Below are 14,108 nucleotides of genomic sequence, written 5' to 3'. Positions count from 1 at the left end.
TGCAGGGGGCATTCCGCCGTCGGCAACAGCCGAGCAGTTCACCCGCTTGGCCAGCGGTCTTCAGCGATCTTTGCCGGATTGGTCTGTTGCCCAGGGATGACTTCGGTGCTGTTCAGCTCGAACGGGGCGCGGATGGCTTTGTTCTTGTCATCGTCCATAACGAACCTGCAAAGCTTGCGAGGAGGTCGTCGCAGTTAGGTAGGAAAGCTAGGAGTGGTTAGAGGTTTTGGCAAGTTTTTAGCCGTGATTGAAGAAGGTCGGTATCGGAGGGGCGCAACGGTTGAGAGTCTTTTCATTTGTGTAGCGTCGCAGGTTGTTACTTGCAGCAATTGCTAATCCCACATGGGGTGCTAAACCTATCCAAAGCTCATGCTGAGGGATAACCCATGATTGCCCAACACGTACTGCAGTTGATCGCACTTGGCGCCATTGCGGGGGCTTTTGGTCAAGGATTGCGCGTAATAGTCGGAGTCAAAAAGGCCAATGACGAGGCCAGTAGTCAGGGAAAATCGCTTCGTGAGAAAGGCTTTGATACGTCTCGCATGTTTTTTAGCCTGTTTATCGGATCTATCGCCGGAGGTATTGGCATCTTCACCCTCACGGGTTTTTCGGATGAGGTGGCCAACAACATCACGATGCAAATGTTCTTCGGTGTTGTAGGCATCGGCTACGCTGGGACGGATTTTATTGAAGGGTTTATTCGAACGCAGCTTCCTAAAACTAGCGAAATGTATACCGAGAAGGTTTCGATTGCGCGTTCGATGGCAGCTCCCTCTGCGACGCCGATTTCCACGTCCGCGCATGACGCTATTAAGCAGTAAGCGATCCACCGTCCTCACGGTTGGCGGCCAATGAAGCGGATTTAGTCAGGCGTTACCAGCCGGCAGTTTCACGGTAGCAAGGCTTCGTAGTCTTCCACCGACAAGGGCTGCGGCAGTCGCGCCAGTACATGGCGTAACCACGCATAGGGTTCCTGGCCATCGGCTTTCGCGGTCTAGATCAGGCTGTAAAGTTGTGCGCTGGCGGTGGCGCCTTTTGGGGGGAGCGCTGAATAGCCAGGCCTTGCGTCCGATGACAAACAGCCTGATCGCACGTTCGGCCGGGTTGTTATAGATTGGCAGGTGCCCCGGCTTCGACGTAGCGCGCGAGCTTGATCCAGATGCTGGCGACATAACTCACAGCTTTACCCAAGGCGTTTTGAGCCGTAACCAGGGGCGCCGTTTTCTCCCGTATGCAGTACAGGCACGCTGCGCTCCTGGCGAACAGCCAAACGCTCGGTATCATCCCCATCCTTCACGTCGCGCTCACGTCGTGCACGGCACGCCCGGTCTTGCCCTTGGGTTGCACTTTCTGTGCATCGATTAACTCGCGCCGGGCATGGGCCCAGCAGCCCAGGCGCTCGATGCCATCCCGCAGGGCGATGGCGTTGTAGCCAGCATAATCGTCTGTCATGACTTGGCCACGATAGCCCTGGAGCAAGCGCACGGGCACGTCTTGCCCGCGGTTGGTTGCGTAGTCGAGCAGCACCACCGGGTACCCGGGCGGCCCGCCGGTTTGAACCCGCATCCAGGATTGGCTGCTGGGCTCCCGACCTCCCTCCTTGAGCAACCGCCCCCCGGGTTTCGTCGCACGGGATGAGACGTCTCACTGGGCGCGGAGGGTTTACGCCAACCAGTACCTAGTGATGTTTGCATCATTCATGGGAATCGTTACCCTTAACTATGTGACCGCTCCCGTTCAGACGAGCCAGAGGTCATCTGGGCCCAGATAGCTGAGGGCTAGTTGTCCGCTCTGTGGTATTACAGTCGCCCGTAAAACACCACCGCGAGCCGGGTTTAGCAGGTGAGACAGAACACCCAAGGTTAATCCCTCGGCGGAAAGAACGTGCGGCAGGCCTTCCCAGATATGAAGAGATAATACCGAATTAGGCGGTGGGGGTTCAGCGTGCCAAAGAACGTTGGCCGTATAGTAACGTTCCGCCCAAGTTCGACTGTGAGCGGGGACGGATTCTTCGGTAAAGCTGAGCCACAGTGCTCTCGTTTCAGGTGTCGGCCAATCGTGTTGGACTGACGAAGCGACGACTTGGGGAGATTGGAGCCACACCCGTAGTTCATGTGCCGTTGTAAACGCAGCCCCTGTATCGTTGACCGCTTTGATGGCGGCTAACCGCGAATTAAATCCGGCTTGCATAAGTATCGATGCCGACCTATTCATTGTGCCAGTCTCGACTGCTGGCATAACGAGGCCAAGCTCGTAGTCGTCCAAAGCAAGGCCGAAATCTCCAACCACGTCTCCATTCGCGGCAGCGCGGACACGCAACGCTTCCATCGCCCAAGGCAGGCGGTAGACGAGTCCCCCTTCGATGAATTGCAGGGCGTTCCCTTCCTGGCCAGCAATCAGAGCGCTCAATGATTCACCTAGAAGCCAAGAGCGCAGGATTTCTCGCCAGTTGGCAGGGAAGGGATCGGGCGCGAATGGATAGAACGTGAATACCCGCTCTGCGATTCCTGCTATGGCTCGTATGGCTGTCTCGCTATCTCCGATAAGCAAGGCTCCATTAGCCTCGATCAGTAATGCGTTAGCTTCTACTGCAACGGCGTCTAGCGATTGGCCAGCCTCCAAGCCAAGACCTGCTAGGTAGTAGCCTCGGCGAGTCGCAGCAGTAGAGCGAGCCCAAATATAGTGGCTTCGGGCCAAAAACGCCGACTTCATTATGGCGCGCGACGGCTCGTCTAATTGCATGAGACGTCTTTGCCAGAGCGAAGATTGTAAGATCGCGTCGAGTGCGGCTTCGATCCCTTCATCCGGCACATCGGAATCGCCGATCAGACCGAGTATCGCAGTGTCGAACGTCGCAATATTCCGCTCCCAATCCTTCCGAGCACGATCCTCATTTGCCAGTTTCTCACCAACTACTACCGGAAAAGTCCAGGCAACGGCGTTGTTCACGACATACTCCATAAGCTGGTTAAAGTCGCCTCCTATCCGTTTGTGCATACGCAACAGCAGCGAGCTGAGAAGCATGACTAATCCGCTCTCCATATCGCGTGCGCCTTTGTTCTCGATCAGCTCGACCCATTCATTGTGTTTCTGGTTTCGCCGATCTTCGAATATCGGAAAGAGGACGAGACCCTCTACATCGATATAGGCGCGACCGGCACGACCGATAATGTTCTTAAATTCCGATATCTTGATCTTCTCACCGTGTCTATACAGTGAATGCATCACGATCGCTGTGGCAGAAAGGTTCAATCCCTGCGCTAGCGTTGGCGACGAGATCGTAATGCGCAGGCTGCCTCTACGAAGCAGGTGCTCTACTTCCTTACGGTAAGCCGTGGGCAATGCCCCGTGGTGCAGCGCAACGCCGAGTCGCAGGCATTTGAGGATGTCGCTATCTACACCCAGCCATTCTGTACCAAGGGCAATCGCAGTCTGCAGCACGGCCGGATCGACTGTGAGTAAGGATCGCAACGCACCACGCTCGTGAAGATCGACGATGATCTTCGCAAATGGCTCGACACTGCGTCGCTCAGGACAGTAGATCAAGACTGTCTGACCATCCTCAACAAGGCGCCAAGCCGTAGCGAGGCTTAGCTCTTGCTGGTCATCGGGAAACAGACGCGTGCGCGGCCTCTTTGGCGACACGAAAAGTTGAGGGACGCTACCGGTTATGTAGCGAGGTACGAATGGACGTTCATCACCTACACGGAGATTAAGACGCGCTGTTGGGCTACTCCAAACGACCTCGCCGAAACGCAATCGGGTTGGACGCCAGTCACCCTTGATCGCGCTGCCCGGTTGATCGCGTCGAAGCCATGCTGAGAAATCCTCCATTTGTTGACCGTCGGGTAGGATTGCTGAGAGGCAAACGATCCTGCGTTGCTCTGCGTCCGGCCGCCGGAGTAAGCGTTGAATCTGCACTTCATAGCGAACCTCACGTTCGCCCGGGCCGATCATATGTCCCTCGTCGAAAATGAGCAGGCCGACATCGTTTAGCAGGGCGGGATCATTGCGTAGCGCAAAATCGATCTTTTCCGGAGTGGCGACAACGATGTCGCGCCCCCGGATTGCATCCTCATCGAGATTCGATACGCCAACGCTGCCATAGAGCGCGGAGATTGTTTTGCCTAATGGGCCGAAGGTTCGCTGCAGCGTGGTCTCAGTTTGGGCTGAAAGGGCACGAAGGGGGGTGATGAAGACTACGCGTTTTCCAGCAGCCAAGCAGCGGAGGATGCACAGTTCAGCGATGCGTGTTTTCCCGGCGCTTGTAGGAAGGGAAACGACAAGATTGTCCGTTTGATCGATAGCACGGGCGGCAGCCTCAATCTGTGATGGCCAGAGATCGATCTCAGCTTTAGGACGGCGACTCAGAGAGGCGATAAAAAGTTTACGTAACTCCACCCACCCTGGTGCTGCGCCCCCCGCCGATATCAGAGGAAGCTTCTCATGAAAGGTGTTTGACCAGAGGTCGGACAGCAGATGGATTGCTATGCGATGAGCCCACCACTGAGGAAGGAGGTTGAATTCAGCGCAGACAGCTAGATTCTCTCTCAGGCGTGCAACTGCGCGGTCTACAAGCTCCTGCTCACCCCTATCGAGAGCCAACATGTAGGTAGCGAGTGCGCCGAAGAAGTTGTCGGTGAGGGCTAGGTCTAAACCCTCAAACAAGTAGTCATGGCCATCGCGGTCGATTTCGGGGGCGCCTTGCGCCATTCGCTCTTGTATCAGGGCCGTGATCCTTACATCAGATCCTCGACCACTAAGGCGATAGCCGTAAATAAGCGTCTGAAGGCCGTTTATGTCGCGACGCATTAGAAGAGCTAGCGCTTGTTCAAGCGGAGAGAAGTTTTCCTCATTGGCGACTATCGCGAGGAGTGAGTAAGCGCGCGCCGAGAGATGAGCAAGATGATAACTCGCGGCCGCCATAACGAAATGAAAGTCTCGATCACTCTCCCTACGATCACCTTTTGCCATCACTGCTTCAAGTGCAGTTGCTGCTTGTACGAACGCCAAGCGAGCTTGGATTGGATCGCCATCCATCTCGAGTAGGCGCAGACCTAGACCGAGCAAGCCATACGCGTAACTGTGCAGTTCGAAGCTAAGCTGCGTGCCAAACGCGGGAGCGCCCGCAGGTAGAATGCCGTCCCGCCAAATGATTGCCCTTGCCTGCCCCTGCGCGATCAATCTGCCTCGAAAGCCGGGTGCTGACGCGGCCTCGATCGCGGCGATGATCGCATCGCGACTAGTTGCCATCGGCGATCACACGGTCATAAACGGCGCCTACGAAGGCCGCATGTTCATCCACCTGGAGCCCTACGGCCCATTGGTTTATGGTGCCAGGATAGGCCTGGAGTGATTGGCTAAGCATCGCCCCAGGCGCGTTGCCGGAGAAGGTGAAAAGCAGATGCTGCACGTTCTCGAGAGGGATGCCGTGGCGCACCAATGCGTCATCAATGGCATCCACTAGAGGGATATTGTCGAGGTCAAGTAACCGCGCTGAAATGAAAGATAGTGCATGTGCAGATGGCCTTCCCTCATCTTTGTCTAGGCCTGCGCGCGCTTCGTTGAGTGTTTGGGCTCGCAGGTCAATTCGGCTCTTAGCTTCCGTTTTTAGGAACTTGAGGCGCAGGGTGGCTGGGTCGAGGAGCATGCCGATCACGTCGTCTCCGCGCATTGCCATATTACGGTGATCTTTCCAGCGCAGCCGTTTGATCGGCGCCCGATACCCACTATGAGCATTGATCCATTCGGTGGCGTAGATTTCACCCAGGTCACCTGAACGAATCTGAGGCGTTTGCGGCAACAGTCCATTAATCAAATGTGCGGCGCCTGTTTTACCCAATCGCGCTAGAGCATGAGCGATGCGATCCTCAGCCGCGTAGTGGGAGGGAATTGCTGCTGCGGAGAGCTCGATAGCGTTTTGGGCATCTGCGGCTCGCCCCCTCATGACTCGCACATAATGATTACCAACAGGGGTGTCGGCCCAATCGCACCAATCGTTGAATTGAACCATGTGTTTGTCCTAATCCTGTCAAAAGCAAAGGCCGTAAGCTTGGAAAAAGTATGAGGCTTTAGGCTTCTCGCCGTGCCTTATGGTCCAAGACCAGCGTAAACGCAATTTCTACTGAACTGTTGCTGGCGGCGCAAAAAACTGTCGTCCGAGCGGTGTTACGGGTGATCCCCCAGAAGTACCTTGATTCGCGATGAAAGCGGATGGCTCTAAGATAGTTAATCTGTCCGGGCCAAGCGGTGCTAATTGCACCCTTCTCAGGTATAAACGAATGCGGTGCCATCCTTGCCCGAGAAAGATAGGACGGGATAGAAGGCTGTCAAGGACGCTTATACCTAGTATTTACAAATGCTGGCGAGGAGGTTGTTTTGGTTTCAGGGACTGGATTGCACCGCGGATCGGAGTGGCGCCGCTGGGAGCCGCACATTCACGCTCCTGGCACGGCTATGAACAATCAGTTTTCCGGCCCGACAGCTTGGGAGGACTATCTTGCTGCTCTGGAGCGTGCGTCACCGGCGATCGAGGCGATCGCTGTAACTGACTATTATGTTACGGACACTTATCAAGAGGTCCTACGCCACAAGGCAGCTGGACGCCTTCCGGACACCCAGCTCATCTTCCCGAACGTTGAGCTAAGACTGGACGTAGCTACCGCAAAAGGTGGGTTCGTCAACCTTCACCTTTTTGTGAGCCCAGAAGATCCTGATCATATCGAGGAGCTCCAACGGCTTTTGTCGCGCCTGCAATTTAACGTGATGCGCGACCGCTTCGATTGCACGCGAGCTGACCTCATCCGACTTGGCAAAAAAGCAGACCCAAATATTACGGACGACCAAGCAGCATTGGCTTACGGAGCGAACCAGTTCAAGGTCAACTTCCAAAAACTGCGCGAGGTGTTCGGAGAGAGCGAGTGGGCAAAGAAGAATATTCTCATTGCCGTTGCGGGTGGAGCAAACGATGGAACCTCCGGAGTGCGTGAGGCTGCGGATCAGACTATCCGACGTGAGATAGAAGGCTTTGCCCATGTTATTTTCGCTAGCAGTGCCGCCCAGCGCGAATTCTGGCTTGGTCAACGTCAGCTAAGCCGCTCAGAAATTCGTGCGCTATACGGAGGCCTCAAACCCTGCCTACATGGCAGCGACGCTCATAAGCTGGAAGAAGTTGCCAATCCGTTTGGAGATCGTTTCTCTTGGGTTAAGGGTGGTCTTGAGTTCGATGCACTGCGCCAGGCATGCATCGACCCAGAGGGGCGAGCCCATGTTGGAGCTGAGCCTCCAGCCTCAGCGACGCCTTCACAGGTTATTTCTCAAATCGAAATCCTCAATGCGCCATGGCTAACGACCCCCGTCATTCCACTGAATCCTGGCCTCGTCGCAATTATCGGTGCGCGTGGCTCGGGCAAGACTGCCTTGGCCGACATGATCGCAGCAGGGTGCGACTCTATTTCTGATGAGGTTTGGGCTGCGGATGAGTGGGCGAACCCTTCGTTTCTCGTTCGGGCGCAGCCCCTGATCGGCGATAGCAAAGTTAAGTTAAGTTGGGCGGCGGGGGAACCGAGTGTTCGATCACTTAACGGCTCAGACGCTAACGGTCCTTATGCTTATGAACGAGTACGCTATCTGTCACAGCAATTTGTGGAGGAGCTCTGCTCGTCTAGTGGGCTTACTGACGGGTTGTTACGTGAGATCGAACGCGTGATCTTTGAGGCTCATCCCGACGAGGGACGTGACGGCGCATTAGATTTTGAGGAATTGCTTGAACAGCGCGCGACGCGGCATCGTCTTGCCCGTGAACGTGAAGCAGAGGCGGTTGCCCAAATTTCTGACCGAATCAGCATCGAGTTAGAAAAGGAGAAGGTAGCTGCGACCTACGAGTCCAATGCGGCTCAGAAAAAGAAGCTTGTCGACGCTTACACTACTGACCGCGCCAAGCTAGTGTCCCCCGGTAGCGAGAAACGTGCTGCGCGCCACACTGAGCTGGCGAGTATGGTGAATACCTTTCGTACAAAGCTACGGCGTTTCACAGGGCAGCGGCAAACCTTTCTCGCCCTCCAAGACGAGGTAAAAGATCAACGCCGCAACCAGGCACCAGAGACGCTAAGACAGGCGCAGGCTCGTCATTCCAACAGCGGCTTGTCGGATGAGCAGTGGTCGGAATTCTTATTGGACTACAAGGGACCTGTTGACAGAAATCTCGCCGACTTCATCAAGTGGGTTGACGATAAGATCGCAGCTGTAAAGGGAACGGCTCCGGGTCTCGGCGAACCCAGCACGCCCTATTTTCCCGATGATACCGATCTGAGCACGCTCTCGCAGGCAATGCTCGATGCAGAGATGACACGATTGGAGAAGCTTGTGAGCGCCGATAAGGAGACTCAGCGCCGCTACACCGCTCTGTCCGGTAGCATCGCGACCGAAACCGCAGCGCTCCAAATCCTGACAGATAAGCTAAAGGATGCTCAAGGGGCGAAGGCGCGGGCCAAAGATCTGCAATCCGACCGTGAGGAGGCCTATGGGCGAGCATTTGACGCCCTTATCGCTGAGCAGTCGGTGTTGGAGGCCCTATACGCTCCGTTAATGGTACGACTGTCCAAGGCATCGGGAACGTTGAAAAAACTATCTTTCTCTGTCGTGCGCATTGCTAATGTGGAGCAATGGACTTCAGTTGCTGAAGACGGATTAATCGACCTCCGAAAGAGCGGTGCATTTCGGGGTAAGGGTACGCTTCTGCAAAAGTCGAACGAGGTCCTCAAAAGTGCTTGGGAAACGGGTGACTCAATAGCAGTTTGTGCCGCAATGAAGGAGTTCCGGCGCTTGTATCAGAAGGAACTGCTTGATCACGCACCTGTACCGCAAAACGACCAAGCAGAATTTCGCGCTTGGTCGAAGCGATTCGCGCAATGGCTGTTCAGTACTGACCATATCTCGATCAGGTATGGTATTGAGTACGACGGGGTTGATATCCGAAAGCTGTCTCCGGGCACGCGAGGGATCGTCCTGCTATTGCTCTATCTGGCACTGGATGATAGCGACAACCGTCCTCTAGTGATCGATCAGCCTGAGGAAAACCTGGACCCGAAGTCGGTTTTTGATGAACTGGTCCACCTTTTTGTTGAGGCAAAAGCGCATCGTCAGGTGATCATGGTGACGCACAATGCCAACCTCGTCATCAACACAGACGCCGATCAGATCATCATTGCTGAGTCTGGGCCGCACCCACATGGCGCGCTGCCTCCAATCACCTACCGGTCTGGCGGTCTGGAGAATGCGGACATCCGTAAAGCCGTTTGCGATATTCTCGAGGGCGGCGAAGGAGCGTTTCAAGAGCGGGCGAGGCGTCTACGGGTGCATCTGGATAGGTAATTATTTCCGTCCAGCTAAGTCACCTTCCGAACTCCGGCATTTAGGGCGATGGTGTCCGCGTATTTATGCGGACACCATCGCCCTTTTCCACCCAGTTAGCTCATTTCAAACGGAGTGTTCATGTCGGGTTCCATGATCAAGCTATTGCCCAGGCGTGTAGCGGGGGCTGTGCTCTTAAGTCAAGCCTCCGGGATTGTCATTGCTCATACTTCGACAAGTGCGAGAAATGGGTTGTCTGGCGGAATCGGTTCTAGAAGTGACGTCGGCTCGGCAATCAGATATCCCTTCAAGGTGCTTCTCTTCCTAGGGCCCTGCACTTGGCATGCCCAGATGTTTAGGCCATTGTCTCTCTTTCTGTGGACCTTCAGTTTCTCAAACTGCTTTTGCACCCATCGCCATTCCTCACCTGCGGAATCGGCCCCTAGTGAGATGCCCGGAAACTCCTGAACGTAGCGCTGAAAAAGGCCAGGCGTGACCAGGAACACAGTACCGCCCACCATATGGATTTTAGCCTTGCTGTCATTGATGATCAGCTTGTGGCTCAGGATGCCTTCCTTTACCCAATTCAGGAATGCCTGGCCTGGGTTATCCGATGGACGCGTTGAAGTATCGTCAGCACTTTCTGACAGTGAATCACTGGTCTCAGGCTCATCCAACTCGAACATGTTCAGCAACGTGCCGAGGTAATCGGCATCCTCTACCGTCAAGGTATCCGGCTGCGGTTGACTTTGACCTGATCTTGCACGGACTGTCTCGAGCGTTGGTGTTGATACTGGGGTGTCGGTTGAGTGGTCATGGGCCGCAATGCTCACCGTTCCGCTGAAAGTCTCGGGCCGGTCTTCGTTTCCCCAAATCAGTGCCGGCTGAAGACGCAGAAAGGTGAAGCTCTGCTGCCAATTTTCCTGTGTCACAAACGCAGTCCAGATGGCTTTGCCTTCCGGCGTGGACTCAACCAATCCATGTGACTGCAGCTCGTCGAACACCGCAATGTTGGAGGAAGGAATGCCCTCTATCGCTTGCGACAGCAGATAGGCCCGTAGCTTGTCCGTGACCGTCTTGCTGACCAGCCAGAGTGCGTCCTGGGTCAGCCATCCCGCGGCACCCGGCTGGTTGAGTTTCAGCTCGTGCTGAACCAGATGACGTAGTCCGCTGATCAAGTGATGTTGCAGCGAATGAATTGGTGCTTGCAGCGCCTTGCTCGGGTTACCGCCAATGTTCTGCGCAGTGGAAACACGGTCGGCTTGAATGACCAGCTCACCCAGCACGCCGGCGCGTTCGTACTGACCGGCCAGGACATACAGCAAGCTGGCCCACAGCGACGGAAATCCACTGAGCCAATCGAGGATCGGGCGGTCGAGAATCTGGGTGTAGAGCAAGCCGGTTGCGGCGCCGTGCAGGTGATAGTCGCGACCTTTGACATAGCGAAAACGGTAGGGCTGATCCAGGGGGCCGTGCCAAGGATGCCAAAGACGGCCATCCTGACGTTCGACCTGCAGGTCCACGGCGATCTTGCCGATGTCATGGAGCAGGGCACCATAGGCGATGCCGGCGGACCAGGCATCGGTCTGGGCGGCTTGGTCTTCGGGTGCGGCGCCGGTGGGAAGCAGATACGACTGACGCAGTTTCAAACTGCAAGCGACCAGTTCCAGTCCATGGTCGAGCATGCCGCCAAGATAAGCATGGTGGTGCGTCTCGCTGGCTGGGAGTTGCTGGACCTGTTCGGCATAGCGATGGATCGGATTTAAATAGAGTTGGATGAACTGCGCGTGAGAGAGGGCAGTGTACTGCCAGATACGATCGAGCAACTGGCGGCGGTGCTCCGCTGCTAACAAGCTGTGGGCCGACTCGATGGGCAGGTAACCTTCGGCGACGCTCACGCTCGGTGGCGGAGGGAACTTCTGCCTTTTGTGGCGAAACAGACTGAGCATCGTGACCTCCGGGAAGTGGCGGGGTCAGTGGCCTTTTAGCCTTTTCGGATAGGGCTCTTACCCTTGAGTCCCCATTCCCTTTCAACCCTTACCCGTCCTTTTGGCTTGGGTCCCTTTGTGCGGCAATCGGAATATCGATACGGCTAGGCGTCGTTTTGTTGGGGCTAGTACGGCAAAGACAAGAGTCGGTACACTGCGGTGCATATTTTTTGGGTCTTGCCATGAACCTCACTGACGCCACGCTCGTGCTGCTGCTCGCGGCACGTATCCATGGAACTGACGAAGCCGTCCGGGCCTCGGCGAAGAGCGTGGTCAAGAAGTTGCCGCGCAGTAAACGCGATCTGATCTACAAGGTAATCGACAGCCGGAGTCCGCTCGAGCTGGTGGATTTTCTGGCGCAGAATCTGGATGCGGAATGACAGGCTGCGGGTGTGCGCCCATCCCTGACCCATTGCATCAGAGTCCCGCGACATGGGTTTTCTGGGCGCAGAAAAAAGGGCCCAACTCGCGTTGGGCCCTGTGATGCGATTGCAATGGTGAGTTAACGATCAAACTCCATCGTTCATGCATCGTGAGTCATCCATTACCACCTGCTTCAGTTGCTGCTCCAGGTTGAATACATACTCCGAGGCGCTTCGGGCCTGACCACTGGCGCGAAAGATCGCGCGTTTGTCAGCCTGGAGTAGGCCTAGCCAGGAGTCGATGTAGCCCTCGTGCCGCAGTTGCCCCTGGATACCGGCGTAGGCACATAAAAAAGCAGCGCCCATCTCGGCGACCAACTCCTCAAACGCGTAGCCTGGCGAGCCGAATGGACAGGCTGACGTCAGGCCTTCGCGCTGCAACCGAGCTTGATGCCCGGTCCAGTGCGTCAGCTCATGAAGTGCCGTGGCGTAGTACCCGCCTTCATCTTGAAATTGTGCTTTTGTCGGCAGTTGGATGAAATCCCTGATCGGATGGTAAAAGGCTTCGTCGGCAGGTCGATGAACGATGCGTGCACCTGAACTTAACAGCAGGTTTTCCGCGGCGCTGTTGGGCTGGAAGGGATCAGTCTGTTCCGTTTCGAGCAGGGTTTCATTGAGCATTTCGAGCCCCTCCGTTTGCTCGATGTTGAACAGAAAATGTGTTCTGAGAATGCCGAAGTAAGCGACCTTGGGCTGACCATTTTCGTCGAGTACGGGGAGACCTGACTCTGTCTGTTCCTCGCGCTCCATCGGCTTGTAGAGTACTGCCAGAGTGCTGTGCTCACCCTTACGGATGTGCCCCCCGGCCTTTTTGGCCTGGTTGAACGTCAGCCAACGGTCTTGAGTGAACCCCTGCAACCTGGCCTCGGCCCAGAGCAGCGGTAAATTGATGCCCGAGTAGGGACGACGCGTGATTGCGTTGATGGGATAGGGTTGATGACGGATGTAGGCGGAGCCATTTGAAGACCAGGGTTTGATCCAGGGGGTAACGCCTTGGTCCAAAGCTTTAACGATCTTGTCTGTCACGTCTTGGTAGATATCGCGCATGGCAATTTCCTCGAGAGAAAACCGAGGAACGCCGTGCCCGTCGGGGAGGGTTCCCCGGTTGGGTGATGTGCTGGTTTGATGCAGGTCTTGTATGCCGTCCGAATGTGGAGGTGGGCGCCGCCGATTGCGCTTAGCGCTGGTGTTCTCCTGCAAGCGCTATCAGCAAGACGCTAGGCTGACCCGGTTCTTGAAGTAGGCTGAGACTCAATTGCAGCAACGGGTCGTGGTCGAAGTGATCGGTTGGTTCAATGTGGACTACCTCGAACAGCACATAGGGCTTTTGTGGATAGGCCAGGTGGGCTTCGAAGGCTGCGCGCAATACGTGGCTCAACCGATCAACCTGTAGCTTCTCAGCGTAATCGGATTGATCGAGCAGTATTGCGCGTTGCCACGCGCCAGGGGTGAACACGATGGCCAACCGAAGGGTATTCAGTGTTTCCGGTGTAAGTGAGTCGGACATGGTGTGCCTCCGTTGAAAACGCGAAGAAACCTGTCCCGTGCGGGGAAAGATTTCCCCGCTGTGGGTTGAAGAAAATCAAGAGGGCTTACCTCACGAGTAGAGCTCGAAAGGCGCTCAGGAGAGCAGTAGGCGTTCATCACCGTAGAAACGGTCACCGTGCGAGCTACCGAACGCTAATCGCACTTGGGGAGAACCATCACCGAAGTGACGTAGTCTTGAAGGCTCTGGCTACCTGGGCAGGTGCTGTCGATAACAGCGATCCGTACCTTGTATTTAGCCGGACGACTGATATGGGTCAATCACTGTAGAGACGCTGTTTCACGGGGCTTGTCTTCTGTCTTCCAGTGAAGATTTTTCGGCTGGGCATACTGATAAACGGTCAGGCACGGGCCGTTTTCAGTAGTAGGCTGTTACTCCTGTCTCAACCATGAAAACGCTCAGAAGAGGGCGAGACCATGCCGACGCAGAACCCTGTTCATATTTCCCACGCCCACCGCTGGGCATATACCTGTGGCATGTCGATAAAGCGCGGGTATCGCATACTGAAAGCATTCGAGACCCGTTTAGCTGAGCGCGCGATGGTGGCAGATGTGCCTGCGGGTAATTTACTCGTTCGCGGGAGCTTTCTGATCGCCAAGTTCACTATGGTGGGAGCGTTGCTTTTTGTAAGTTTTTGGCTGTTCTTGTCGTTGATGACTCTAATGGGTTTGTATTGGGTAATCGTCCATCGCCGACCCAACGCCTCAAAGGACTTTTACGGGGCTCAGGCATTCGGCGATCCTTATGGTGAGTACGAACTCAATCGTGCACCGGGACAGCCTGACCTGGACGAGCATTAGT

General features: G+C 55.5%; 9 protein-coding genes and 1 pseudogene. 4 read left to right on the top strand and 6 right to left on the bottom strand.

The features are described 5' to 3' along the window. The first annotated feature begins 386 nt into the window (after positions 1–386). Entirely contained in the window at positions 387–821 is a 435-nt protein-coding gene (locus AC1D1M_RS00840) for a hypothetical protein (RefSeq protein WP_477762215.1), read from the top strand. Positions 822–889: 68 nt separating this feature from the next. Here the strand turns inward: AC1D1M_RS00840 and tnpC are convergent. The 3 genes and pseudogenes from tnpC to AC1D1M_RS00825 all read right to left on the bottom strand — a co-directional run. Then, positions 890–1,639, bottom strand: a pseudogene (gene tnpC / locus AC1D1M_RS00835) (IS66 family transposase); the annotation flags it as partial. A gap of 98 nt (positions 1,640–1,737) precedes the next feature. Then, positions 1,738–5,253 carry a DEAD/DEAH box helicase gene (locus AC1D1M_RS00830; RefSeq protein WP_477762214.1) on the bottom strand — a complete coding sequence of 1,172 codons (3,516 nt, stop codon included), beginning with the start codon at positions 5,251–5,253 and terminating at the stop codon, positions 1,738–1,740. After that, positions 5,243–6,013, bottom strand: a complete 771-nt coding sequence (locus AC1D1M_RS00825; RefSeq protein ID WP_477762213.1) for a Hachiman antiphage defense system protein HamA — start codon at positions 6,011–6,013, stop codon at positions 5,243–5,245. Before AC1D1M_RS00825 ends, AC1D1M_RS00830 begins: the two co-directional genes overlap by 11 nt. 365 nt (positions 6,014–6,378) lie before the next feature. Between AC1D1M_RS00825 and AC1D1M_RS00820 the strand changes: the two genes are divergently transcribed. Next, entirely contained in the window at positions 6,379–9,372 is a 2,994-nt protein-coding gene (locus AC1D1M_RS00820) for a TrlF family AAA-like ATPase (protein WP_477774112.1), read from the top strand. 203 nt (positions 9,373–9,575) lie between these two features. On the opposite strand, the gene mobH is transcribed toward AC1D1M_RS00820, so the two are convergent. Then, the gene (gene mobH, locus AC1D1M_RS00815) at positions 9,576–11,300 is read right to left on the bottom strand and encodes a MobH family relaxase (RefSeq protein ID WP_477762211.1); all 1,725 of its coding nucleotides are present in this window, start codon (positions 11,298–11,300) and stop codon (positions 9,576–9,578) included. A 221-nt stretch (positions 11,301–11,521) separates the two neighbouring features. Here mobH and AC1D1M_RS00810 point away from each other — a divergent pair, with 221 nt between their 5' ends. Then, complete coding sequence (locus AC1D1M_RS00810) at positions 11,522–11,719, top strand: DUF7740 domain-containing protein (protein WP_007901093.1); 198 nt, start codon at positions 11,522–11,524, stop codon at positions 11,717–11,719. A 129-nt stretch (positions 11,720–11,848) separates the two neighbouring features. Here AC1D1M_RS00810 and AC1D1M_RS00805 read toward each other — a convergent pair whose 3' ends face one another. Together AC1D1M_RS00805 and AC1D1M_RS00800 are read right to left on the bottom strand one after the other, a co-directional pair. Beyond that, positions 11,849–12,808: an ArdC family protein gene (locus AC1D1M_RS00805; protein WP_477762210.1), complete on the bottom strand. Its 960-nt coding sequence runs from the start codon at positions 12,806–12,808 to the stop codon at positions 11,849–11,851. A gap of 130 nt (positions 12,809–12,938) precedes the next feature. Continuing rightward, the gene (locus AC1D1M_RS00800; RefSeq protein ID WP_477762209.1) at positions 12,939–13,268 is read right to left on the bottom strand and encodes a hypothetical protein; all 330 of its coding nucleotides are present in this window, start codon (positions 13,266–13,268) and stop codon (positions 12,939–12,941) included. A 455-nt stretch (positions 13,269–13,723) separates the two neighbouring features. On the opposite strand from AC1D1M_RS00800, the gene AC1D1M_RS00795 reads away from it, so the two are divergent. Beyond that, positions 13,724–14,107: a DUF3742 family protein gene (locus AC1D1M_RS00795; RefSeq protein WP_477762208.1), complete on the top strand. Its 384-nt coding sequence runs from the start codon at positions 13,724–13,726 to the stop codon at positions 14,105–14,107. The last annotated feature ends 1 nt before the right edge of the window (position 14,108 follow it).

The organism is Pseudomonas sp. P1_F7 (genome assembly GCF_056405655.1).
Note: the sequence above shows the minus strand (reverse complement) of the source record. Positions and strands in the feature narration are given on the sequence as shown.

Excerpts from the sequence above, each read along its gene's own strand:
- AC1D1M_RS00840 (WP_477762215.1), top strand. The coding sequence starts at position 387 with ATGATTGCCCAACACGTACTGCAGTTGATCGCACTTGGCGCCATTGCG.
- AC1D1M_RS00830 (WP_477762214.1), bottom strand. The coding sequence starts at position 5,253 with ATGGCAACTAGTCGCGATGCGATCATCGCCGCGATCGAGGCCGCGTCA.
- AC1D1M_RS00825 (WP_477762213.1), bottom strand. The coding sequence starts at position 6,013 with ATGGTTCAATTCAACGATTGGTGCGATTGGGCCGACACCCCTGTTGGT.
- mobH (WP_477762211.1), bottom strand. The coding sequence starts at position 11,300 with ATGCTCAGTCTGTTTCGCCACAAAAGGCAGAAGTTCCCTCCGCCACCG.
- AC1D1M_RS00810 (WP_007901093.1), top strand. The coding sequence starts at position 11,522 with ATGAACCTCACTGACGCCACGCTCGTGCTGCTGCTCGCGGCACGTATC.
- AC1D1M_RS00805 (WP_477762210.1), bottom strand. The coding sequence starts at position 12,808 with ATGCGCGATATCTACCAAGACGTGACAGACAAGATCGTTAAAGCTTTG.
- AC1D1M_RS00800 (WP_477762209.1), bottom strand. The coding sequence starts at position 13,268 with ATGTCCGACTCACTTACACCGGAAACACTGAATACCCTTCGGTTGGCC.
- AC1D1M_RS00795 (WP_477762208.1), top strand. The coding sequence starts at position 13,724 with ATGCCGACGCAGAACCCTGTTCATATTTCCCACGCCCACCGCTGGGCA.